Source organism: Kitasatospora sp. NPDC004289, from assembly GCF_053602875.1.
This window is the reverse complement of the sequence record NZ_JBSGEL010000010.1, coordinates 114073-135985: the sequence shown is the minus strand read 5'-3', so window position 1 is coordinate 135985 and position 21913 is coordinate 114073. Positions and strand designations below refer to the sequence as shown.

The window sequence follows — 21913 nt, the reverse complement described above, 5'->3', positions numbered from 1 at the left end:
GACGGCGAGTGCCTCGGCGGCTGACGCCGCCGCCCGGGGAGGTCGCGGACCGTCAGCCGAGGAGCATCCGCCCGACGAGGGCGTCGGCCTCGGCCGGGTGGGTCTCCAGCCAAGCGGTGACGTGGTCTCGGACCGCCTCCTCCACGCAGGGGGCGACCGCCGGGTTGCCCAGCTTGTCGCGGATGGCGCCCTCGAAGCTCAGGTGGTCGTCGAGCTTCACGGAGACCACTGCGGTCAGCCCGTCCGAGATCCTGTCCCACGCGATCTCGGGCGCAGCCGCGGTGCGCAGCTCCCGCCGGTACCCGTAGGAGCTGACGGCCGCTCGGAGCCCACGCCGCAGACCCTCCACGTGGGTGCCACCGCCTTCGGTCCGGAGGCCGTTGGCGAAACTCCACTCGCGTGCCTCTCCCCCGCCCGGCCGCCAGCGAAGGGCCACCTCCAGCTCGCCCGGCATCCGAGGGTCGTCGCACCCGAAGCCGATGACGTCAGGGCTCTCCTCACCGTCCAGGTGCGCGACGAATCCTCGAAGGTCGCCGCCGAAGCCGAACGCCCGGGGCTCGCCCGGTCCGCGCCCGTCGGTGAAGGTGATGGACAACTCGCGATAGAGGAAAGCCAATTGGCGGTACGCATCGGCCAGTACCTGCTGCGAGAACTGCGTGGTGTCGAAGACCTCGGGGTCCGGCCAGAAGGCCACCGTGACCGAACTGCCCTCCGCCGCACCTGCCTCGGTGACCGGCTTGACCGTGCGGCCCCGGGCGAAGCCCGCCTCCCAGCGGATGCCGTCGTGCCGCACCTCGAGCTCCGTCCGGGTGGACAGGGCGTTCACCGCGCACAGCATTCCGGGGCCGGCAAGCATGATCTCGCCTCGCCTCGCCCCCGCGCCGAAGCAGAAGGAGAAGTCCGTCAGGAGCATCGAGAACTCGACCGGGTCCACGCCCACTTCGCTCCGCACCCGGAACCCGCCGTCGGACAACAGGGTGACGTCGACGCGCCCCCCGCCCTCCGCGAGCACCCCGTTCATCGCGTGACAGGCCAGCTCGGAGGCCAGGTGGTGCAGGCCGCGTTCGCCCGTCGAGCCGACGTACATCCCGGGCCGCTTCCGGATCGCGTCCAGCCCCTCCAGCACCTGGATCGCGCTCGCGTCGTAGGCATGGTTCTCCGTACTCACAGTACCCCTCCCGAAGGACGTCCGAACGGTGCCCTCAGCCTAGGACATTTCCATGGAAAGACCAGGTCAGACGGGGTTTGACGGAGCCTCAGAAGCGCGCCTGCGCGCCTCCCCGGAGGCCCTCGCCCCGCTGCCCTCGGCCCACCCCGGGAGTGCGACCGCGCCCCCGCCGGAGGCCTGTGCGGGGCATTTCCGGGAGGGCGCGGCGGCAGTTTTTTCGCGAGTTTCGAGGATCAGGCCGCAGGTGCGGCCGGGAGGTCTCCGGGGCGGTCGACCACGGCCCGCAGCAGGACGGCGGAGGTGCCGAGGACGGTGCCGGCCGGGCCGGCGTCGGTGGGGCGGGTGAGGACGGTGCGTTCGCCGAGGTAGGTGTGGGTGGTGCGGTCGAAGATCCACTGGGTCTGTTCGCCGGAGGGGGCGGTGCGGGCCACGGCCACGCCTTCGCGCCCGGCGGCGTCGGTGGCGGTGGGGACCGCGGTGACGCCGGGGATCAGGGCGGCGGCGCGGTAGAGGGCGGCGGTGACCTGCGGGGGTGCGGAGGTCTCGGCGAGGAGGTCGCCGATGGCGGTGAAGGCGCGCTGGTCGGGGTCGGCTCCCTGACCTCGGGTCTGATCGTGGATCAGGCGGAGCAGGGCGGCCGGGTCGGTGGGGAGCGAGGCGAGCCAGGCCGAGGAGGGGCAGCTCACCGAGGGGTCGGCGGCGGGAACGCCGGGGGTGTAGGTGGTGACGCTGTCGGGGGCACCGTCCTCGCGGACCAGGCCGGGGAGGCTGCCGTCGGCGGAGGACCAGACCCGGCGGGTGTGCACCGGCGGGAGGACGGCGGGGCCGCCGTCCGCGCTTCGCCCGGCGAAGGCCACCCGGCTCTCCACGTAGACGAACTGGTCGGCGCGGGCGGCCGGTTGAGCACCGGAAGCGGCCGACACCAGGGCGATCCGGTCGAGCAGCCGGACGGCGGAGGGGGCATCGGCGACCACGGCCGGAGCGGGGCCGGACCGCTGCTGCCAGGGCTGCACGGCCACCACGCCCGTCACGGCGCAGGCCAGCGCGACCCCGGCGAGGAGCAGCGGCCGGCGGACGGTGCGGGCCACGGGGACGGGAGCGGAGGAGCGCAGCACCGACGCCTTGAGCAGCCGGGAGCGGTCGGCCCCCAGCGGCGGCACCGGCGGCGGGGGCAGCAGCTCGGCGAGGGAGAGGTCGGACGGGGACGGGGAGCGGTTCACCGGGAGGACTCCTGAAGGTGGCGGCGGTCGGCGGACGGAACGGGTGACGTGGCGTCAGGGGGAGCCGGGCAGCCGGAGGTCACCGAGTCCTCCGGGGCAGCCGGGCGGCGGACGGAGCCGGGGCCGCGGATCGGGCCCTGACCGTCGTCGCAAGCAGGCCGACCGGAGGAGGTCGCTCCGCCCGAGGCGACTGACCGGTCGAAAGCGGCTGCGCCGCCCGGAGCGGCCCGGCGATCGGCGGGGCCGGGGCGATCGGCGGGAGCGGAGTCGGGGCAGGCGGCCGGCGCAGGGCGGGGTCGGCGCAGTTCGGCCTCCGTGAGGGTCCGGAGCCGGTCGCGGGCCCGTGAGAGGCGGGAGCGGACGGTGCCGACCGGGACGCCGAGGGCCTCGGCGGCGGCCGCGTAGTCGAGGCCCTCCCAGACCACCAGGACGAAGACCTCGCGGTCGCGGGGCCGCAGCCGGCCGAGCGCCGCACGGGCCGCCCGCAGCTGCTCGGCGTCGGCGAGGTGGGCGACCAGGTCGTCGGAGAAGTCGGGCAGCAGGCCGCGTTCGGGGACGCGGGCCAGGGCCAGGCGGCGGAGGCGGCGGGTCCGGGCGTTGCGGCGGATGAGGTTGGTGGCGATGCCGAGCAGCCAGGGCCGGAGTTCGCCTCCCTCGGTGCGCAGCGACTCCCGCGCGTTCCAGGCGGCCAGGAAGGTGGCCGAGACGATGTCCTCGGCCTCCGCCCAGTCGCCGGTGACGCGCAGGGCGTACCGGTACAGCACGGCGGCGTGCTCGTCGTACAGCTCCGCCAGGGCGCCGCGGTCCCCCGCGCGCAGACGGTCCCTCATGTCCGGTTCCTCCCGTACGTGGTCACACTCCGCCCTGCCTCGGGCGTTGCGGGAGTTCCGGTGACCTGCGCCACACTCCTCGCCGGCGGCCCCCTGTGATCGGGATCACCGGAACGCGGCGGCGCCGAGGTGCAGGGCAGTGCATGGACAATCCCAAGGCCACCCGCCCCACCCGCCCCACCCGCCGCACCGCCCTGCGCTCGCTCGCCGTCGGCGTCGCCCTGCTGGTCACCGCCGCGCCCGCCGCCGACGCGGCGAGGGCCGCGACCGCGGCCGAACCGGCCACCTACACCCTGACGATCCATCACCTCGGCCGCGACGGCCGCCCCGCCTCCAGCTACGAGACCCACGTCATCGGCGTCTCCGGCCCCGGCGCGGACCGCACCGAGGCCCCGTACGACGCCTCGGGCACCACCACCCTCCGCCTGCCGAAGGGCCGGTACCTGCTGGACGCCACCTTCACCGGCTCGGACGCGGTGGACTGGCTGGTGCAGCCCCGGCTGGACCTGAACCGGGACACCGCCGTCACCCTGGACGCCCGCCGCACCTCGCCGGTGGACGTACGGCCGCCGGACGCCTCGGCGGAGTTCGTGAACAGCGGGGTCTACCTGGTGGTCGGCTCCGGCCCGGGTGCCCGACTGTCGAACCGGATGTTCGCCCACCCCGGGATCCGGATCGGGCAGCAGGGCCCGGCGGCCGAGCCCGGCACGGTCCGGCAGTCGTACGACAGCTACTGGCGGAACGGGAGCACCACCTACGCCCTCGGGTACGTCTCCACCGGCAGCCGCGCGATGGACGGGCTGGTGCGGCGCCCGGCGCTGCGGGACCTGGCCGCACTGGAGGTGCGCGCGGCCGCCCGGCCGGGCACCGAGGGGGAGGTCGTGGTGGACCTGATGCCCTCGCAGGGGCCGACGATCGGGGTGCCGGCGAAGTTCCGGGCACCGGCGACGGCGGAGTTCCTGGTCACCCCGGAGCGCGGCGCGTGGGACCTGCTCTACCGGGCCCCGCTGGTCGGCGAGGCCCGGCCGACCATCTATCCGGCCCTCGGACTGAACCTGCGCGCCGGGACCAGGACCGTCCACGCCTTCGACAACGCCGTCTTCGGCCCGCAGCTCTCAGACCGGCCCGCCCTGGTCCAGGACGGCGACCAACTCACGGTCGACGTCGCGATGTTGGCGGACGGCGACGGACACGTGCCGTGGTCGCCGGCGTTCACCTCGACCACCACCACGCTCTCCCGGGACGGCAAGGTGGTCGGCACCGCCACCGACGCCCCCGGACAGGGCTCCTTCACCGTCCCGCCCGGCAAGGCGGACTACCGGCTGACCAGTTCGGTGGAGCGGGGCGGCGCCCCCGGCACGGCGAGCGTGGTGACGGCCGACTGGACCTTCTCCACCCGCGCGGCCACCACCGGCCCGACCCCGCTGCCGCTCAGCGTGGTCCGCTTCTCCCCCGCACTGCGCGGCGACGGCTCGGCCCCGGCCGACACCGCCCTGCGGCTGCCGGTCACCGTCCGGGGCGCGGCGGCCGACGGGCGGCACCGCTCGCTGGGCGTCTCGTACTCGCTGGACGGCGGCGCCTCCTGGCGGCAGCTCCCGGTGCGGCAGGGCGCGGTGACCGTCCCGGCGACCGGCCGGGAGACGGGCGTGAGCCTGCGCGCGGAGCTGACCGACCTCGGCGGCAACACCCTCACCCAGACCGTCGTGGACGCCTACCGCACCCGGTGAGCCGCCTGACGCCCGGTCACCCTCCGGAGCGGTTCCGCCCGCTCCGGAGGGCCGGGACTCAGGAGGCCCTGGTCAGGTCGACCGTCTCGCAGTCGTCCGGGTCCCCGCCGAGGTGGTAGGCCAGCTCGGGCTTCTTCCGACTGCCGCCCACGTAGGCGTACTCGTGCACGGCGGCACCCTCCGCGTCCAAGGTCATGGCCACCTCCAGGATCCCGTCCTTGGCCGTGGTCTCGCTCAGCACCCACGTACCGGAGGCGTGCGCGATCCGGACGACCTTCGCAGCGGCCCCGTGCGGACGGTGGCTCCAGTCGGAGACGGTCACCGTGCCGTCCGCGGCCAGGGTCAGCCTCCCGTTCGGATCGCCCCGGTAGGTCCCGGCCAGGTCGGCGGAGGTGATCCCGGCGGGCTGCTCCCCGACGCAGAGCACGTAGACGGCCGACAGGCTGCACCCGGAGAGCGCCGGACCGGCCGCCGGCAGCCAGAGGCCCAACAGCAGCACCCACGCTCTCGCGCCCCGGCCACGTCCCACCGGTCTCCCCGGCCGTTCCCCCATGCCGCCCGCCCCCGCACCCCGATGACCGGGGGCCAAGCATCCCCGGTACGCCATTTTGAACACGTTCAGCTTAGCTGGACCGAGGCTCCGCCACCAGTGGCCCCCGGCCGTGCGGCCGACGGACCACCCCGCTCCCCCGTGGTGTCACCCCCCGCTGCGATGATCCTCCGGACACCACCACCCGAGCTGGGGGAGCACACCATGGGCACCTGGGACATCGGCCCGTTCGAGAACGACAACGCGGCCGACTTCGCCGCCTTCCTGGACGACGCCGAGCAGTCCGAGCGAGGGGCGATCCTCCGCCGGGTGCTGGCCGCGGTCGCGGACAGCACGGACTACCTCGAGATCGACGAGGGCGCCGAGGCGGTGGCCGCCGCCGCCCTGATCGCCGCCCAACTCCCGGGCGGGGCACCGGTGTCGCCCGCCTACGGCCCCAAGCAGCCGCTGCCCCCGCTCGCCCCGGAGCTGCGGGCCCTGGCGGCCGCGGCGCTGGGCCGGGTGCTCGGCGACGACTCCGAGCTGGCCGGGCTCTGGGACGAGACCGAGTACGGCGAGCCCTGGCGCGCGGACATCGGCCGGCTGGTGGCGGTGCTGGCCCAGCCCTGACCGGACCGGTGGCCCGCGGTCAGAGCAGGCCGTGGTCGCGGGCGTACAGGGCGGCCTGGGTGCGGTCCCGGAGCCCGAGCCGGCCCAGGATCCGGGAGATGTGGTTCTTGACGGTGCCCTCGCTGAGGAAGAGGCGGGAGGCGATCTCCCGGTTGGTCGAACCGCCCGCGATCAGACGCAGCACCTGCACCTCCCGCCCGGTCAGCCCGTCGTCCGCAGGTGTCACCCGGACAGTCGCGGGCGCCGGCGCGGAGGCCGGCGCGGAGGCCGGCGCGGCCGTCAGGGCGGCCGCCAACCGGGCCACCACCGTGGTGTCGAACTGGGCCACCCCGACGTGCACCATCCTTACCGCCCGGGCGAGTTCGGCGGATGGCAGGTTCTTGAGCAGGTACCCGACGGCACCGGCGGCCAGCGCCCCGGCGACGTACTCCTGGTCGTCGAAGGTGGTCAGCATGACGACCCGGCAGGAGGGTACCCGGGCGGCCAGCACGGCGGCGGTCCCGATCCCGTCCTGGCCCGGCATCCGCACGTCCACCAGGGCGACGTCCGGCCGGTGGGCCACCGCCGCCTCGACGGCCGACGGTCCGTCACCCGCCGTCGCCACCACGGTGACGCCCGGCTGGATGCCCAGCAGGGAGGCGATCCCCTCCCGGACCAGCTCCTGGTCGTCGACGACCAGCACCCGCACCTCCGGCCCCCGCCCGCCCACGGCCGGCGGCACCTCCGTCCGAGGGCCTCCGCTCATCCGAGGCTCCCCACCGGTCGCCGGGCCCGCGGGACGGTCACGGTGACCACCGCGCCGGAGGGAGTGGCCGCACCGATCTCCACACTCCCGCCGAGGAGTTCGACGCGCTCGCGCATGCCGCGGATGCCGAAGCCGCTCCCCGCCCCCGGCACACCGTCGAAGCCCCGGCCGTCGTCGGCGACGACCAGCGTGGCGGCGGCCTCGCCGTAGGCGGCCGTGACCTCGATCCGGCTCGCCCGCCCGTGCCGGTGGGCGTTGGTGAGCGCCTCCTGGGCGGCCCGGTACAGCGCGGTGAGCGATTCGGCGTCGTACCCGGCCTCCTCCCCCGTGACCCGCAGGGCGACCGTCAGACGGTCGTCGCCCAGGTGACGGGCCAGGTCGGCGAGCGCGCGGGCGAGGGAGAAGGGCCGGGCCCCGCGCAGTGCGCCGACCGACTCGCGGACCTCGGTGAGTGCGCGCCCGGCGGACCAGCGGGCGTCCGCCACCGCCTTCGCCGAGGCCTGCGGGTCGAGCTCGCGGAAGGCCTCGGCCTTCTCCAACTGGACGGCCACGGCGGTCAGGTGGTGGCCCAGGCTGTCGTGGATCTCCCGGGCCACCCGGTTGCGCTCCTCTGCGGTGGAGAGCTCCGCCACCCGCAGCGCGTACGCGGACACCCGCTCGTGCGAGAGCTCCAGCTCGGCCAGCGCGGCCTCCAGGCGGGCCCGCGCCCGCTGGTCGCGCAGCGCGACGGCCGCCATCGAGAGCGCCAGCGCCAGACCCAGCGCGAACATCAGCAGGTCGGAGACGTACTCCGCCCGGACCCACCACCGGGGCACGAGGAGCGTGTATCCGGTGACCAGCAGCGCGAAGCAGGCCGCGCCGCCGACCAGTCCGGCCCGCCGGCCGAAGGCCAGGTGCGCGGCGAACGGCACCAGGACGAACAGCGCCCGGGAGACGCCCGAACCGTCCAGCACCGCCACGGCCGAGCAGAGCAGCAGCCTGGCCGCCAGCAGGACGGCCGCCGTCCGGGCCGGTGTGCCCGTCGGCCACCGGCGCCGCTCCCCGAGGTCCAGGGCGAGCAGCAGGAGCAGCCCCGCCACGAAGCCCGCGAGGCGTCCCACCGGCACCGGACCGTCCCCGAGCGCGGCGTGGTAGACGCCACCGGCCAGCACCGCCACGTACAGCACGGGCGGGATCCACGGCACGACGGCCGGCGACGAGGCCATCCGCTCCCCCTTCGAGTCGGTCTCCGGCAGGGACGATACGGGACCGCGGACGGCGGCCACCGCCGCGCGCCCCAGGTCTGGCCGGAGGTCATGTGCCGATCGTCACCAGGGGCTTCACCGGCAAGTGTGGCCGCCCGGCACTCCTCGGCCCGGGGCCGGGCCGCCTAGTTTCGGTCCGTCCCCATCGACCCTGAGGAGTACCGAGCACCATGTCCCGTACCAAGCACCGCCGTTGGCGCCCGCTCGTCGCCCTCGTGCCCGCCCTGCTGGCCGTCGGCCTGCTCCCCGCCACGGCCGCGGACGCGGCCGGCCCCGCCTGCCAGGGGCAGCGCCTGCGCGTCCCCGGCGCGGAGCGGCTGATCAGCCACTGCCTGGACGACCTGACCACGGCCGCACTCCCGGCCGGCCTCACCAACTCCAAGGACTACGAGGGCCTCCAGGCCAAGGACACCGTCAACCCGTCCCGGATCCCCGGCATCCAGCTGGACGGCTACTTCCCGGACACCTCCACCACCAACGCCAACCACGGCTGGAACCACGACAGCCAGTTCGTGATCCGGCTGCCCGAGCACTGGAACGGCGGCCTGGTGGTGGCCGGCCCGCCCGGGGTCCGGGGCCAGTACGCGAACGACCTGATCATCAGCGACCGGGTGCTGGCCAAGGGCTTCGCCTACGCCGCCACCGACAAGGGCAACACCGGTCCCCGGATCTACGAGGACGGCGCCGCGCCCGGCGACGCCATCCTGGAGTGGCACCGGCGGGTGGCCCAACTCACGGTCGCGGCCCAGCAGGTGACCGCCCGCCACTACGGACGGGCTCCCGGCCGGACGTACGCCGCCGGGCTCTCCGCCGCCGGGTACCTGGTGCGCTGGCAGCTGGAGCACTACCCACAGCTCTACACCGGCGGCATCGACTGGAACGGCCTGCTGTTCACCCGGGACCAGCCCAACCTGCTGACCAACCTTCCGCCCGCCCTGCGCGCCTACCCGCGCTGGGACCGCCACGAGCCCGGCGCCGCCGAGGCCATGCACGCCGCCGGCTACCCCGAGGGCTCCGAGGCCCTCTGGCCCTCCCACCGCCCGCAGTGGGACGCCCTCCAGCGCATCGTCCGCGAGGAGCTCGACCCCGACTACGACGGCGACACCCGGGCCGGCACGCCGTTCTGCCCCGAAGGCACCGGACCGGGCTGCGACACCGACTACGACTACGCCTCCCGCCCGCAGAGCGTGAAGGACGCCGTCGCCCGGGTCTCGTTGACCGGCCGCATCGCCCGCCCGCTCATCACCCTCCAGGGCACCCTGGACGTCCTGCTCCCGATCAGCCGCACCGGCGACGTCTACGACGAGATGGTGGACGAGGCTGGCCGGAGCGGCCTGCACCGCTACTACCGGATCGAGAACGGCACCCACACCGACGGCTCCCGCGACCTCGCCCCGGAACTGGTCCGCCCGATGCAGCCCTGCTTCGACACCGCCTTCGACGCCCTGGTCGCCTGGACCACCCGCGGCGGCACCCCGCCGCCCAGCGCCACCGTCCCGGTGAGCCTCCCGCTCCCCACCGGCGCCCCGTCAGCCGCCTGCGCCCTCTGACCCTCCGGCACCGCCCGCACCCTCGCCCTCGCCGTCCAGCAACCGCCGGGCGGTGAGGGCGATCCGTGCCCTGGTCAGGTCCGCCGGGTCGGTGAGGTCGAGACCGAGGGTGCGGCCGATCCCGTCGATCCGGCGGGCGACGCTGCTGTGGTGGAGGTGGAGGTCGTCGGCGGCGCGGCGCAGCGAGCCCGTCCGGCAGTACGCCTCCAGGGTGGCCAGCCCCTCCGGGTCCGCGGCGAGCCGGGCCAGGGCGGCCACGTCCGGATTGGCCCGGACGACCGCGGACGGCACGGCGGCCAGCAGCGCGAGGGCCCCCAACTCCCCGTGCTCGACGACCGGTCGGCGGTCGGTGGTGAACCGGAGCGCGGTACGGGCCTGCCGCCAGGCCCGCTCGGGGCTGCCCGCCGCGCCGATGCCCGCGCGGACCCCGGCAGGGAAGGCGGTGCGGTCCAGCACGGTGACCAGCAGGACGCCGACCCCGGCCAGCACGGCCGCCTTCACCGGACGGCCGGGGCAGACCGCGGCACCGATCCGGTCCAGGGCGGGCCCCGCCGAGCGGACCGCCACCACCTGCGGCGGGGCATCCGGCGCGAAGCCGAGCAGCCGCAGCGCCCTGGCCCGGGCCGCCTCCTCGGCGCCGGAACTGACGGCGAGTTCGACCAGGGCCGGGTCGGCCATGGTGGTGCGGGCCGGTCCGTACCGCTCGACCGCCGCGGCGACGGCGATCGCCAGGCGGTCGAGCAGCACCTCGTCCAGCGGGCTCCCCGTGCCGCCGCGCTCCAGCCAGACCTCGCCGATCTCCTCCTCGTCCAGGGTGACCGCGGCCCGCGCCGAGACCTCCCCCGGCGGCCCCGCGGCCTCGGTCCCCAGCGGCGAGAAGCGGACCACCCGCCCCGTACCGTGCAGCCGGATGCCGGTCACGCACTCGGCCAGCCCGGCGGAGGTCCGGGCCAGCGCGGGCAGGTCGACCCGGCGGCGCATCAGGGTGTCGTAGAAGCCGATGATGCGGATGGCACCGTCGACGTACGGATCGAGCCCGGAGAGCCGGACGGCCAGTGCTTCCATGCCCGCACCCTAGTCCGGCCCCGCTCTCCCGGGGCCCGCCGAACGGTGCGCCGCGGCGGCGGGACGTGCGACGGACGGCGGCTGACGTGCCGTCAGGGTGCGGACAGGATGGAGGACATGGACCCGGAACTCGAAGCCTTCATCCCCTTCCTCCCCGACACCGACGTGACCGACCCGCTCACCGCGCGGCGCAACTTCGCCGAGCGGGCGGCCGCCCGGCCGGCCCCGGAGGCCGCGCTGCTGGACGTCGAGGACCGCACCGTGCCCGGCGACCCGGACGTGGCGGTGCGGATCTACCGGCCCCGGGACGAGAAGTCCCCCCTGGGCGCGATCATCTGGCTGCACGGCGGGGGGTTCGTCTTCGGGGACCTGGACACGGAGCACCCGTGGGCGGCCAAACTGGCCCACGGCTCAGGGGTGTTGGTGGTCTCCGTGGACTACCGGCGCTCCCCCGAGCACCGCTACCCGGCGGCGCTGGACGACGCCTGGACGGTGCTCGGCTGGCTGGCCGCGCACGCGGCGGAGCTGGGCGTGGACCCGGAGCGGATCGCGGTCGGCGGGCACAGCGCGGGCGGCGGCCTGGCCGCCGGGCTGGCGCTGCGCTCGCGCGACCGGCAGGGGCCGGCGATTCGCTTCCAGCTGCTCAACCAGCCCGGCCTGGACGACCGTCAGGAGACCTGGTCCCAGCGGCACTTCACCGCCACCCCGTGGCACGACCGGGCCAAGCTGACCGCGGTCTGGGCGCACTACCTGGGCAACGCGGTGGCCGACGAGTACGCCGCCCCCGCCCGGGCCACCGAGCTCTCCGGCCTGCCGCCCGCGTACATCTCGACCGCCGAGTTCGACCCGCTCAGGGACGAGGAGATCGTCTACGCCCTGCAGTTGATGCAGGCCGGGGTCCCGGTCGAACTGCACCAGTGGCCCGGCACCTTCCACGGCTCGCAGGCGATCCTGTCGGCGGACGTCTCGCAGCGCCAGCTCGCCGAGCTCTGCGAGGTGCTGCGCCGGGCCCTGGCCTGACCCGCGGGCGGCGTCCTCAGACCCGGTCGTAGGTGAGGAAGAGGACGCCGCTCTTCAGGGCGGTCTGGTCCGTCAGCTGCCAACTGCGGGGCTCGAAGGCGGCGGAGCGGCCGAACAGCGGGATGCCGGAGCCGGTGCTCAGCGGGGAGAGCTTGAGCACCAGGCGGTCGATCTCGGCGTAGAGGGTGCCGGCCAGCTCGCCGCCGCCGCAGAGCCAGATGTCCTTGCCCTCCTCGGCCTTGAGCTCACGGACCTTGGCGACCGGGTCGGTGGCGACCAGCTCGACCGCCGGGTCCGGGGCTTCGGTGAGGCTGCGGGAGAAGACCAGGTGGCGCAGGTGCGGGTAGGCGTTGGCGACGCCCGCGTCCAGGCCGATCCGGTAGGTGTGGGTGCCCTCCAGCACGGTGTCGAAGCGAGCGCCCTCGGCGGTGAGGCCGAAGGCGGCCCGGGCCGGGCCGGGGAGGGTCTCGGGGTACTCGGCGACCAGGTGCTCGACGTAGTCCTGGCCGATCGGCCAGAAGCCGTCCGGGCCGGTCGGGTCCCCGCCGGCCGGGGCGGCGATGTGGCCGTCCAGCGTGGTGGCGATGAAGTACACCAGCTTGCGCACGTTCTCTCCCTGATGGTCGGTCAGCCCCCCGTCGGGGCGAACCCGTTCGGCCATTCGATCACGAGCGGGTGAAGGAGTGCCCCCGGCCCACCGGGGTGAAGCCGCGGCGCCCGTACCAGTACTGCGGCCAGTCCTCGGCGTCGGCGATCAGGAACCGCAGCTCCACCCCGGCGGCGCGATGCAGCGCGGTGGCGACGACGGCGTCCGCGTAGCCGCGGCGGGTGTGCTCGGCGGCGGTGATCAGGTCCTCGATCTGGGCGGTGCCGCTCGGCGGGTCCAGGTAGAGGTCGGCCCAGGCTGCCACCTCTCCCTCCGGGGTCCGGGCCGCCAGGAAGAGCACCTCCGCCGCACCGCGCCGCCGCGCCACCCGGCGCTCGACCAGCTGCCGCACGCCCTCGTCCGTCAGCTCCGGCATCCACTCGCGCAGCCGCTCCCCGTACGGCTCCGCCAGCACCGGCCAGTCCACCGGCTCGGCCGGCTCGGCGGGCAGTGCGGCGGGCGCCGGGCCGGCGTGGTGCATCACCAGCTCGGTGCTGTGCTGGTACCCGGCGGCGGTGAACAGCGGCGTGCAGGCCGCGCCCAGCTCGTCGTCGTAGACGGTCAGCAGCCGGTGGTCCGCGTCCGCCATCACCTCGTCCGCGAGCGCGAGCAGCACCGCCGGGTCGAGGCCGGTGCCGTCCACGTGCAGCTGGTTGTGCTCGTAGGAGAGCGGGAACTCCGCGTTCCGCACCACGAACCCGCCGGTCACCTCCCGCACCGAATCGGCCTGACGGCGGGCGAAGGACGTCCGGAAGGCGGTGATCCGCCGCAGTTCACTGGCCACCCTGCCGATGCTAGGTGAGCCCGCCCCAGGGGCAAGCGGTTTATCCGCGCATCGCAGGTCGTGGCAGGATGCCGGGGAACCATCAAGGTGTGAGTGACCGTCACCGGACGTGGAGCGGGCAGGCGTTCGCGGTGGCGGTCCGGGGCAGCGGAGCTAGTAGGCATGGGGGCAGCGGTATGAGTGGCGGGTTCGGCGTCTCGACGGCGGAGCTGGGGAGGCTCCAGAAGGACTGGCAGCAGATGAGCCAGCGGATGGCGGAGCTCCAGGCCAAGCTCGGGAAGATCCAGTCCACGCTGGCCAAGGCGGTCGCGGTGGACCTGGCCGTCAGCCCGCTGGCGGGCATCGCCGGCTTCTACATCGCCTACGACGTGCTGAACGACGCCAAGGACGTGGAGAACCGCGCCCGGCACCTGATGGAGACCAAGGAGAAGCTGACCAAGGCGATCGCCGAGGACGCGCTGAAGCTCCAGGCCGTGATCCGGGAGTACCAGGAGGCGGAGCGCCGGATCGCCGAGGAGCAGAAGAAGCAGGACAAGGAGCGCGAGACCCCGGACAAGCCGAAGCCCACGCCCACCGGCAACGGGCACGGGAACGGGAACGGGAACGGGAACGGGAACGGCCAGGGCAACGGCCACGGGAACGGGAACGGCCATGGCAACGGGAACGGGAACGGCTCCGGCGACCACGACGGCGGCGGGGACAACGGCGGCGACGCCTCCGCCACGCCGTCCACCGCCTCCGCGATCAAGGTCTCCGAGGTCGAGTACGGCGGCCGGGGCTCCTGGAAGAGCGGCAAGGCGGCCTGCGAGGACTACATCAACAAGACGCTCGACCTGATGGGCATCACCGACCCGCAGGCCCGGGCCAACTGGATGCGCGGTCTGCTGACCATGACCGGCCGCGAGTCCTCGTACAACTCCATGCCGCTGGTCAACGACTGGGACAGCAACGCCCACGGCCCCCGGGTCGGGGACGGCTTCCCGCAGAACTGCTCGCGCGGCCCCTGGCAGACCATCCCGAGCACCTTCGCCGCCCACCACCAGCCGGGCACCTCCACCAACATCTACGACCCGGTGGCCAGCTGCGCCGCGGCGATGAACTACGTGATGGACCGCTACGGCGTCTCCAAGGACGGCCACGACCTGGCCTCCAAGGTCCAGCAGGCCGACCCGGGCCGCGGCGCCCGCGGTTACTGATCCCGCGTCAGGGGCCGCACCCGGCGGGTGCGGCCCCGCGCGCGTTCAGAGCACCTCGCCCTCCAGGGCCGCGTACGCCGCCGAGAGCGCGGTGAGCACCGGGTGCCCGGCCGGGTACCGCACCGCGTCGATCCCGGTGACCGGCCGCAGGCCGAGCGGCATGGCCGCGTTGGCGGCGAACGCCGCCTCGAAGTCCGGCAGCCGACCGGGGGTGACCACCTCGCGGCGGCCCGGCAGCAGCCCTCCCAGCAGCTCCTGGGTGACGCCCGGCAGGTACGGGGCCTCGGGCCAGACCACCTCGCCGCCCCGGACCAGGCCGAGGTTCCAGGTGCCGCCCTCCCCCACCGCACCGTCCGGGGTGACGAACAGCGCGTCGTCGTAACCCGCCAGTTGGGCGGCCCGGCGGTGGTGCAGGGCACCGAACAGGCCGACCGCCTTCACCTGCGGCAGGTCCCGCACGTACGGCACCGTACGGACCCGCAGCGGCGGCTGCGCGGCGGAGGGGCCGGCCGGACGGGTCGTCACCAGGACGGCGGGGTCGGCCTTCCCGGCCAGGCCGGCCAGGTCCAGGGCCGGGTCGAAGACGGTGATCCGGACCATCACCTCCCCGCCCGCCGCCGGGACGGCCCGCCGGGCGTACGCGCGCACCCGGTCGAGGTCCAGCTCGGCGGCGAACAGCTCCCGGCAGTCCCGCCGCAGCCGCTCCAGGTGGAGTGCCAGGCCGCGCACCTGGCCCTCGGACACCCGCAGGGTGGTGAAGTGGCCGTAGTTGGTGAGCGCCAGTGCCTGGAGCTCCTCCGGCCGCACCGGCCTGCCGTTCAGTTCCGTCTCGCTCATGCCCGGCAGCATGCCAGGTCACCGGACCGGGCGTGGTCAGCCCGGCAGGCCGTCGCGGATCCGGCGGGAGACGGCGAACTCCTGGAGGTCCAGCGTGCCGGGCGAGTCGGCGACGCCGGGACCGCCCGCCTTCACCCAGTCGGTGATCTCGTCCAGCATGTCGTCGGCCAGCACCCAGCCGAGCCAGACCGGGCGCCCGCCCGCCGCGCGGCCCTCGGCGGAGGGGCTCACCACCACCACGTTGGAGTGGTCGCAGGCGTCCAGGCAGGGCACCGCGCGGACCCGTCCGGCCGCACCGATCCCCTCCTTCAGCCGGACCAGCTGCGCCGCGTGGTCCACCTCCGGGTGGCGCCGCTCCGTCCCGCAGCAGCATCCCCGGCAGACCGTGACGGTGACGGGGGCCGTGGCCGCCGCGGCGGCCTCCTTGCGCGGGCGACGAGCCATCAGTTTCCTTCCGACGGGGGCCCGGCGGCGTGGGGGCCGGGGCCGTGCTGCGGGCGCCGGGGAGGACTGGCGCCACCCCCGTGATCACCCTGAATTCTGCACCACGGCGCCGCGGGCCCGGCAGGGTGCGTCAGTACGGCCACCGCCATGACGGAGCGTCACGGGCCCGGCCGCCCGCCGTGCGGTCCGTCCGGCGGCTGCTTACGGTGGCCGCGACCGCACCCCGGACCCTCCGGGGGCGGACCGGAGGTTCGACTCATGATCACGGCCAGCGACATCATGCACGCCGGTGCCCAGTGCGTCCGTGCCGACCAGACCCTGCTCGACGCCGCCATGATGATGCGGGACATGGGCGTCGGTGCCCTGCCGATCTGCGGCGAGGACCAGCGCCTCAAGGGGATCATCACCGACCGCGACATCGTCACCCGATGTATCGCGGAGGGCAAGGACCCGTCGATGATGAAGGCGATGGAGCTCAGCGGCCACCTGCACTGCGTGCACGCGGACGACTCGATGGACGCGGTGCTGAAGAAGATGGAGCAGCACCAGATCCGCCGGATCCCGGTGATCGACGGCGAGCGGCTGGTCGGCATGATCAGCGAGGCCGACCTCGCGATGGGTCACCGCGAGGGCGGCCGGCTGACGGACAAGCAGATCGTGGAGTTCATGGACAGCGTCTACATGAAGCGCTGACCGTCACCGGAACGCGGGTCAGGCGGTGGCCCTCGCCGCCGCCCGGCCCGCCGCCCGGCCGGAGAAGAGGCAGCCGCCGAGGAAGGTGCCCTCCAGCGAGCGGTAGCCGTGCACCCCGCCGCCGCCGAAGCCGGCCGCCTCGCCGGCCGCGTAGACGCCCTCCAGCGGCGAGCCGTCGGCCCGCAGCACCCGGGAGTCGAGGTCGGTCTCCAGGCCGCCGAGCGACTTGCGGGTGAGGATGTTGAGCCGCACCGCGATCAGCGGCCCGGCCTTGGGGTCGAGCAGGCGGTGCGGGGTGGCGGTGCGGATCAGCTTGTCGCCCAGGTAGCGGCGGGCGCCGTGGACGGCGGTGACCTGGAGGTCCTTGGAGAAGGGGTTGGCCAGCTCGCGGTCCCGGGCCTCGATCTCCCGGCGCAGCTCGGCCTCGTCGATCAGCGCCTCCGGGGTCTTGGCGTTCATCCCCTTGACCAGCTCGGCCAGCGAGTCGGCGACCACGAAGTCCGCGCCGTGCCGCTTGAAGGCCTCCACCGGCCCGGTGGCCCCGGGCAGCGCCCGGCCGAGCACCCCGCGCACCGACTTCTCCGTCAGGTCCGGGTTCTGCTCCGAGCCGGAGAGCGCGAACTCCTTCTCGATGATCTTCTGGGTGAGCACGAACCAGGTGTACTCGTGACCGGTCGTCATGATGTGCTCCAGCGTGCCCAGGGTGTCGAAGCCCGGGAAGAGCGGCACCGGCAGCCGCCGCCCCCTCGCGTCCAGCCAGAGCGAGGAGGGGCCGGGCAGGATCCGGATGCCGTGCTTGGGCCAGATCGGGTCCCAGTTCTCGATGCCCTCGGTGTAGTGCCACATCCGGTCGCCGTTGATCAGGTGGCCGCCGGCCGCTCCCGCGATGTCCAGCATCAGGCCGTCGACGTGCGCGGGCACGCCGCTGAGCAGCTTCTGCGGCGGGGTGCCGAGCCGGGCGGGCCAGGCCTTGCGGACCAGCTCGTGGTTGCCGCCGATGCCGCCGGAGGTGACGATCACCGCCTGGGCGCGCAGCTCGAAGGAGCCGGCCACCTCGCGGGAGCTGGACTCGCCGCGGGCGACCTGACTGGGTACCAGCACCTCGCCGGTGACGGTGTCGACCGCGCCGGCGGTGGCGGACAGGCCGGTGACCCGGTGGCGGAAGCGCAGGTCCACCAGCCCGCGCGCGGCGGCGGCCCGGACCCGGGCGGCGAAGGGGGCGACCAGGCCGGGCCCGGTGCCCCAGGTGATGTGGAAGCGCGGCACCGAGTTGCCCGGGCCGGTGGCGGAGAAGCCGCCGCGCTCGGCCCAGCCGACCACCGGGAAGAACCGCACGCCCTGGCCGTGCAGCCAGGAGCGCTTCTCCCCCGCCGCGAAGGCGACGTAGGCCTCGGCCCAGCGGCGCGGCCAGGCGTCCTCCGGCCGGTCGAAGCCGGCCGTGCCGAGCCAGTCCTGCCAGGCGAGCTCGTGCGAGTCCTTGATCCGCATCCGGCGCTGCTCCGGCGAGTCCACCAGGAAGAGGCCGCCGAAGGACCAGTGCGCCTGCCCGCCGAGCGAGGCGGCCGGCTCCTGGTCGAGGAGGATCACCTTCCGTCCCGCGTCGGCGAGTTCGGCCGTGGCCACCAGGCCCGCGAGCCCCGCTCCGATCACGATGACGTCGGCGTCCAGTGCCACGGGGGTCCTCCAGGGGTGCGGGGGCGGTGCGGGGGTGGTGTCGGGATTCTCTGGCCTGGACCGGGCCCGGTCAACCACCCGGCGCCGGAATTCCGCTCCGCCGGGTAGCGGAATTCCGCCGACAAACGATCCGCCAAGGAGCGTAAATATCAGTCGAGTTGACGGAGCGAATGGATTTCCGCAACACCCCTGGACAGCCCTATTAACCTGCCAGTAACTTACTTGTCGGTAAAGCGAATTCCCCCACCATGCGTTTCTCTCCACCCCTCAGGAGGAACCGTGCTCCGCCATGCCCGGAAATTCTTGGTCGCCGCCGCCGCACTGGTCGCGTTCGCCGCCCCCACCGCCGCCACCCAGGCCCAGGCCCAGACCGGCTACGGCCCCTACGTCGCGCTCGGCGACTCCTACGCCGCCGGCGCCGGCGTGCCCGGCCAGTCCGCCGGGCTCTGCCTGCGCTCGGACCGCAACTACGGCCACCTGGTCGCGGCCGCGCTGAACAGCCCCGCCTACACCGACGTCACCTGCGCCGCCGCCAAGGTGAAGCACCTCACCACGGCCCAGTACGACGCCTTCCTCCGGGTCAACGACCCGCAGCTGGACGCGCTGCGGCCGGACACCGGGCTGATCACCCTCGGCATCGGCGGCAACGACCTCGGCGTCACCGACCTGGGCGTCGGCGACGTGATCGGCGTCTGCATCGCCGGCGCGGTGGTCAACCCCTTCGGCACCCCGTGCAAGGACGTCTACGCCGACGGCCACTGGGAGTGGCGGGACTGGTCCTTCCAGTGGGTCTACGGCGAGGACTCGCTGCGCTCCCGGATCACCGGTGCCGCACCCCAACTCGCGGACATGCTGCGGAAGATCCACGCCAAGTCCCCCAACGCCAAGGTCCTGCTGGTCGGTTACCCGTCCGTGCTGCCCGAGGACGGCCGCAGCTGCATCGGCCGCCAGCCCGTCACCCCCGGGGACGTGGACTACCTGCGGGGCGTGCTGGGCGAGTTGAACGCCATGCTGGCACGGACCGCCGCCGCCAACGGCGCCACGTACGTGGACACCCTGACCCCCACCAGGGGCCACGACGCCTGCTCCTCGGACCGCTGGGTGGAGGGCGCGCTGCCGGGCTCCCCGGCGGTGCCGTTCCACCCGAACGCGGCCGGGGAGCGGGCGATGGCCGGCGCGGTGCTCAAGGCACTGGGCCGGTAGCACCTCAGGAAGACGCGACGGGCGCGGACCGGAACTCCGGTCCGCGCCCGTCGTGTCGATCGGCCTTACGGCTTGATGCGGACGATCTGCGGGTCGTGGTCGCTCGCCTGCTGGGCGAACTCGGCGTTGATGTGCACCACGTCGTACTCCACGTGCTTCAGCGCCGGGCTGACCAGGGTGTGGTCCAGCACCTGCGAGTTGCCCTGGTAGACGTAGGAGTAACGCTCGTTCGCCGGAAGCTCGTTGACCAGGTCGCGGAGCACGCCGTCCTTGGTGAGGGCGGTCAGCGCCGGGGAGAACTGGAAGTCGTTCAGGTCGCCGAGCGAGACCACCCGGGCCTTCGGGTCGGCGGCCAGCAGCTTGGCCACGAAGGCCTGCTCCACCTGGGCCTGCTTGACCCGCTGGACCTCGGAGGAGCGGGTGGGCGCCTGGAAGCGGCTGTCCAGGCCCTGGTCGCCGCCCTTGCTGTTGAAGTGGTTGGCGATCACGAAGATCTTCTTGTTGTGGAACATGAACTCGCCCACCAGCGGCTTGCGGCTGCTGGCCCAGGCCTCGTTGCCCGGGTCGATCCGGCCCGGGGAGGCGGTCAGCGAGGTCCACTTGCCGGAGCCGGTGACGTCCACCGCGGTGGTGGCGCTGCCGCCCGCGATGTCGTTGAAGGAGACCCGCTGCGGGTTGAACAGGAAGGCGGTGCGGATGTTGCCGCCCGGCTCGCCGCCGTCCTTGTTGTTCTCCGGGTCGATGGTGCGCCACTCGTAGCAGGGGCCGCCGGCCGCGCGGATCGCGGCGGCGAACTTGGCCAGGGTCTGGCTCGCGTCCACCGTGCCGTCGTTGACCGCGCCGTTGTTGTCCTGGATCTCCTCCAGCACCACGATGTCGGGCGAGCGCAGGTTGGTGACCACGCCCTTGGCCAGCTCGGAGAACTTCTCGTCCGGGTCGCTCGGGTCGAGGTTCTCGACGTTGTAGGTGGCGATGGCGACCTCGCTGGGCAGCGCGCGGTCGGTGACCTCGCGCTCCAGCTGGTTGTCCACGTGCTCGCCGATGGTGTTGGCCACCAGGGTGTAGCCGCCGAAGCGGTTGTAGTCCAGCGGACCCTGGGTGCCGCCGTAGATCTCGTCGCCGACGTTGGCCACCGGGAACGGGCGCTCGGCCTCGGGCAGCGCCGACTGGATCATCAGACGGCCGGCGTTCTGGCCCTGGTAGCCCAGGTACGCGGCGCCGCCGCGCTCGGTCCGCGGCTCGGTCGGACGGACCGTCACCCAGAGCTCGTGGTACTGGTCGGTGGCCTGGACGACCCGGGCGTGGCCGAGCTTGACGTTCATGCCCTCCAGCGACTCGAAGCGGTCGAGCGCGTAGTCGGCGGGCTTGAGCGGCAGGGCCTCGATCGAGCCGCCGGCCGCCTCCGGGGTGTAGGCCGCCGGGATCGAGGACTCGTCCAGCAGGACGGCCTCGGGCACCGGGTTGCCGGAGGAGCGGACGGTGACCAGCGGGTTGGTCAGCTGGGTGAGCGACTGGCCGCCCGCGCTGAACGCCGGGTAGTACTCGGCGACCTTGCCGGTCACCAGGACCGAGTCGCCGACCTTGACGGCCGGGTCGGCGCTGCCGGTGTAGACGAAGATGCCCTCGCTGGTGGCCGGGTCGGCGTCGGCGTCCGGGTCCTGGAACCAGAAGCCCTTGGAGCCGTAGGCGCGCACGGCGGTGACCACGCCGGGCACGCCCGCGATGGTCTTGCCGGTCAGCGGGGAGAGCCGGGTGGTGCCCTGGATGTCGTGGATCCGCACCGTGCCGGGGTCGGTCGGGCCGGTCCCGGTGTCGCCGCCCTCGGCGGCCTCGCCCTTGGAGTTCACCGGGGAGGGCGAACCGGCCTTCAGGTCGGCCGCGTTGTCGTCGGTGTCCGGCAGACCCGACGTGCGGGAGACCGAGGCGGTGTTGCTCGCGCCCGCGGCCGGGCCGGAGCCCTCGCGGACCACGGCGGTGCCGAAGCCGACCAGGTCCTTGATCCGCGGCTCGGCCGCGCAGTCGGCGGCGGTCTTGCAGGTCAGCGGGGCGGTGCCCTGGACCAGCGCGACGGTGCCGCTGGTGCCGGAGAGCGCCAGCGAGCCGGTGGCGTCCGGGGTGGGCAGCGCGACGGTGCCGCCGGCCCCGGCGGCCTCGGCCACCAGGTAGCGGCCGCCCGCGGCGACGGTGCCGGTCAGCGGGGTGACGCCCCACTGGGAGTTGGCGCCCGGGGTCCCGGTCAGGTACTGGACGCTGTAGCCGGCCAGGCTCAGCGCACCGGTGCCCTTGTTGGCCAGCTCGATGAAGTCGTTCTTCAGGACGGCGCCGGAGTTGCCGCCACCGCCGTACACCTCCGCGATGACCGCGTCGGCCGAGGGAGCGGCGATCGCGCCCGGCAGCGGGACGAGCACGAGCGAGGCCGCGACGCCGGCCGGCAGCAGGGTGGCGCGCAGCAGCGCGCGACGCGAACGGGGGGCGGTGGGCTTGGTCACCGGGCAGGACTCCTCGGTCGGATGCTCCGGCGGTCGTGGGGTCGCCGGCAGCTGAGGGTGGGTCAGGTCGCGGACGGCAGGCCGCTACCCGTGTAGATCGATTACCGGCCAGTACCGGCGGGCCAAAGATACGCGCGTAGAAAATGACACGACAAGACTCCGTCAGTTAACAATCGGCAACGGTCCGCACGACGGGAGGCCCGCCGCCCCCTGGGTGGG

Annotated in this window: 20 protein-coding genes; 7 read left to right on the top strand and 13 right to left on the bottom strand. The window is 74.2% G+C overall.

What is annotated here, in order from left to right:
- Positions 1-52: 52 nt before the first annotated feature.
- From ACWEPF_RS09705 to ACWEPF_RS09695, 3 genes are all read right to left on the bottom strand, one after another.
- On the bottom strand, positions 53-1168 hold the full coding sequence (locus ACWEPF_RS09705) for a DNA gyrase subunit B (RefSeq protein WP_452172140.1): 1116 nt from the start codon (positions 1166-1168) through the stop codon (positions 53-55).
- A 233-nt stretch (positions 1169-1401) separates the two neighbouring features.
- The gene (locus ACWEPF_RS09700) at positions 1402-2388 is read right to left on the bottom strand and encodes a CU044_5270 family protein (RefSeq protein WP_452172139.1); all 987 of its coding nucleotides are present in this window, start codon (positions 2386-2388) and stop codon (positions 1402-1404) included.
- A complete protein-coding gene (locus ACWEPF_RS09695) occupies positions 2385-3218 on the bottom strand; it encodes an RNA polymerase sigma factor (protein ID WP_452172138.1) in 834 nt (277 codons plus the stop codon). Before ACWEPF_RS09695 ends, ACWEPF_RS09700 begins: the two co-directional genes overlap by 4 nt.
- Before the next feature lie 143 nt (positions 3219-3361).
- Here ACWEPF_RS09695 and ACWEPF_RS09690 point away from each other — a divergent pair, with 143 nt between their 5' ends.
- Entirely contained in the window at positions 3362-4945 is a 1584-nt protein-coding gene (locus ACWEPF_RS09690; RefSeq protein ID WP_452172137.1) for a serine protease, read from the top strand.
- Positions 4946-5003: 58 nt separating this feature from the next.
- Here ACWEPF_RS09690 and ACWEPF_RS09685 read toward each other — a convergent pair whose 3' ends face one another.
- Positions 5004-5444: a hypothetical protein gene (locus ACWEPF_RS09685; RefSeq protein WP_452172136.1), complete on the bottom strand. Its 441-nt coding sequence runs from the start codon at positions 5442-5444 to the stop codon at positions 5004-5006.
- 255 nt (positions 5445-5699) lie between these two features.
- Between ACWEPF_RS09685 and ACWEPF_RS09680 the strand changes: the two genes are divergently transcribed.
- The gene (locus ACWEPF_RS09680) at positions 5700-6104 is read left to right on the top strand and encodes a DUF4259 domain-containing protein (protein ID WP_452172135.1); all 405 of its coding nucleotides are present in this window, start codon (positions 5700-5702) and stop codon (positions 6102-6104) included.
- 19 nt (positions 6105-6123) lie between these two features.
- On the opposite strand, the gene ACWEPF_RS09675 is transcribed toward ACWEPF_RS09680, so the two are convergent.
- A complete protein-coding gene (locus ACWEPF_RS09675) occupies positions 6124-6849 on the bottom strand; it encodes a response regulator transcription factor (RefSeq protein WP_452172134.1) in 726 nt (241 codons plus the stop codon).
- The gene (locus ACWEPF_RS09670; RefSeq protein ID WP_452172133.1) at positions 6846-8054 is read right to left on the bottom strand and encodes a sensor histidine kinase; all 1209 of its coding nucleotides are present in this window, start codon (positions 8052-8054) and stop codon (positions 6846-6848) included. Before ACWEPF_RS09670 ends, ACWEPF_RS09675 begins: the two co-directional genes overlap by 4 nt.
- 209 nt (positions 8055-8263) lie before the next feature.
- On the opposite strand from ACWEPF_RS09670, the gene ACWEPF_RS09665 reads away from it, so the two are divergent.
- Positions 8264-9643 carry a tannase/feruloyl esterase family alpha/beta hydrolase gene (locus tag ACWEPF_RS09665; protein ID WP_452172132.1) on the top strand — a complete coding sequence of 460 codons (1380 nt, stop codon included), beginning with the start codon at positions 8264-8266 and terminating at the stop codon, positions 9641-9643.
- Here the strand turns inward: ACWEPF_RS09665 and ACWEPF_RS09660 are convergent.
- Positions 9623-10708 carry a helix-turn-helix domain-containing protein gene (locus ACWEPF_RS09660; RefSeq protein ID WP_452172131.1) on the bottom strand — a complete coding sequence of 362 codons (1086 nt, stop codon included), beginning with the start codon at positions 10706-10708 and terminating at the stop codon, positions 9623-9625. The two genes, ACWEPF_RS09665 and ACWEPF_RS09660, sit on opposite strands and share 21 nt — an antisense overlap.
- A gap of 117 nt (positions 10709-10825) precedes the next feature.
- On the opposite strand from ACWEPF_RS09660, the gene ACWEPF_RS09655 reads away from it, so the two are divergent.
- A complete protein-coding gene (locus tag ACWEPF_RS09655) occupies positions 10826-11728 on the top strand; it encodes an alpha/beta hydrolase (protein WP_452172130.1) in 903 nt (300 codons plus the stop codon).
- Positions 11729-11744: 16 nt separating this feature from the next.
- On the opposite strand, the gene ACWEPF_RS09650 is transcribed toward ACWEPF_RS09655, so the two are convergent.
- Both ACWEPF_RS09650 and ACWEPF_RS09645 read right to left on the bottom strand, forming a co-directional pair.
- The gene (locus ACWEPF_RS09650; protein ID WP_452172129.1) at positions 11745-12335 is read right to left on the bottom strand and encodes a dihydrofolate reductase family protein; all 591 of its coding nucleotides are present in this window, start codon (positions 12333-12335) and stop codon (positions 11745-11747) included.
- 58 nt (positions 12336-12393) lie between these two features.
- Positions 12394-13158 carry a GNAT family N-acetyltransferase gene (locus ACWEPF_RS09645; protein ID WP_452172128.1) on the bottom strand — a complete coding sequence of 255 codons (765 nt, stop codon included), beginning with the start codon at positions 13156-13158 and terminating at the stop codon, positions 12394-12396.
- A gap of 176 nt (positions 13159-13334) precedes the next feature.
- On the opposite strand from ACWEPF_RS09645, the gene ACWEPF_RS09640 reads away from it, so the two are divergent.
- Positions 13335-14354, top strand: coding sequence for a hypothetical protein (locus tag ACWEPF_RS09640; protein ID WP_452172127.1), 1020 nt, complete (start codon positions 13335-13337; stop codon positions 14352-14354).
- Between the two features lie 45 nt (positions 14355-14399).
- On the opposite strand, the gene ACWEPF_RS09635 is transcribed toward ACWEPF_RS09640, so the two are convergent.
- Complete coding sequence (locus ACWEPF_RS09635) at positions 14400-15191, bottom strand: aminotransferase class IV (RefSeq protein ID WP_452172126.1); 792 nt, start codon at positions 15189-15191, stop codon at positions 14400-14402.
- 36 nt (positions 15192-15227) lie between these two features.
- A complete protein-coding gene (locus ACWEPF_RS09630) occupies positions 15228-15635 on the bottom strand; it encodes a (2Fe-2S) ferredoxin domain-containing protein (RefSeq protein ID WP_345284716.1) in 408 nt (135 codons plus the stop codon).
- 258 nt (positions 15636-15893) lie between these two features.
- Here ACWEPF_RS09630 and ACWEPF_RS09625 point away from each other — a divergent pair, with 258 nt between their 5' ends.
- Positions 15894-16328 carry a CBS domain-containing protein gene (locus tag ACWEPF_RS09625; RefSeq protein ID WP_452172125.1) on the top strand — a complete coding sequence of 145 codons (435 nt, stop codon included), beginning with the start codon at positions 15894-15896 and terminating at the stop codon, positions 16326-16328.
- 18 nt (positions 16329-16346) lie between these two features.
- On the opposite strand, the gene ACWEPF_RS09620 is transcribed toward ACWEPF_RS09625, so the two are convergent.
- Entirely contained in the window at positions 16347-18002 is a 1656-nt protein-coding gene (locus ACWEPF_RS09620) for an FAD-binding dehydrogenase (protein WP_452172124.1), read from the bottom strand.
- Positions 18003-18281: 279 nt separating this feature from the next.
- On the opposite strand from ACWEPF_RS09620, the gene ACWEPF_RS09615 reads away from it, so the two are divergent.
- On the top strand, positions 18282-19205 hold the full coding sequence (locus ACWEPF_RS09615; RefSeq protein WP_452172123.1) for an SGNH/GDSL hydrolase family protein: 924 nt from the start codon (positions 18282-18284) through the stop codon (positions 19203-19205).
- A 65-nt stretch (positions 19206-19270) separates the two neighbouring features.
- On the opposite strand, the gene ACWEPF_RS09610 is transcribed toward ACWEPF_RS09615, so the two are convergent.
- Positions 19271-21694 (bottom strand): endonuclease/exonuclease/phosphatase family protein, encoded by a 2424-nt coding sequence (locus tag ACWEPF_RS09610; RefSeq protein ID WP_452172122.1) that lies wholly within the window; start codon positions 21692-21694, stop codon positions 19271-19273.
- Positions 21695-21913: the final 219 nt, after the last annotated feature.

Coding starts and splice junctions, on each gene's coding strand:
- ACWEPF_RS09640 (WP_452172127.1), top strand. CDS start 13,335: ATGAGTGGCGGGTTCGGCGTCTCGACGGCGGAGCTGGGGAGGCTCCAG.
- ACWEPF_RS09630 (WP_345284716.1), bottom strand. CDS start 15,635: ATGGCTCGTCGCCCGCGCAAGGAGGCCGCCGCGGCGGCCACGGCCCCC.
- ACWEPF_RS09665 (WP_452172132.1), top strand. CDS start 8,264: ATGTCCCGTACCAAGCACCGCCGTTGGCGCCCGCTCGTCGCCCTCGTG.
- ACWEPF_RS09675 (WP_452172134.1), bottom strand. CDS start 6,849: ATGAGCGGAGGCCCTCGGACGGAGGTGCCGCCGGCCGTGGGCGGGCGG.
- ACWEPF_RS09680 (WP_452172135.1), top strand. CDS start 5,700: ATGGGCACCTGGGACATCGGCCCGTTCGAGAACGACAACGCGGCCGAC.
- ACWEPF_RS09655 (WP_452172130.1), top strand. CDS start 10,826: ATGGACCCGGAACTCGAAGCCTTCATCCCCTTCCTCCCCGACACCGAC.
- ACWEPF_RS09625 (WP_452172125.1), top strand. CDS start 15,894: ATGATCACGGCCAGCGACATCATGCACGCCGGTGCCCAGTGCGTCCGT.
- ACWEPF_RS09695 (WP_452172138.1), bottom strand. CDS start 3,218: ATGAGGGACCGTCTGCGCGCGGGGGACCGCGGCGCCCTGGCGGAGCTG.
- ACWEPF_RS09670 (WP_452172133.1), bottom strand. CDS start 8,054: ATGGCCTCGTCGCCGGCCGTCGTGCCGTGGATCCCGCCCGTGCTGTAC.
- ACWEPF_RS09690 (WP_452172137.1), top strand. CDS start 3,362: ATGGACAATCCCAAGGCCACCCGCCCCACCCGCCCCACCCGCCGCACC.
- ACWEPF_RS09635 (WP_452172126.1), bottom strand. CDS start 15,191: ATGAGCGAGACGGAACTGAACGGCAGGCCGGTGCGGCCGGAGGAGCTC.
- ACWEPF_RS09660 (WP_452172131.1), bottom strand. CDS start 10,708: ATGGAAGCACTGGCCGTCCGGCTCTCCGGGCTCGATCCGTACGTCGAC.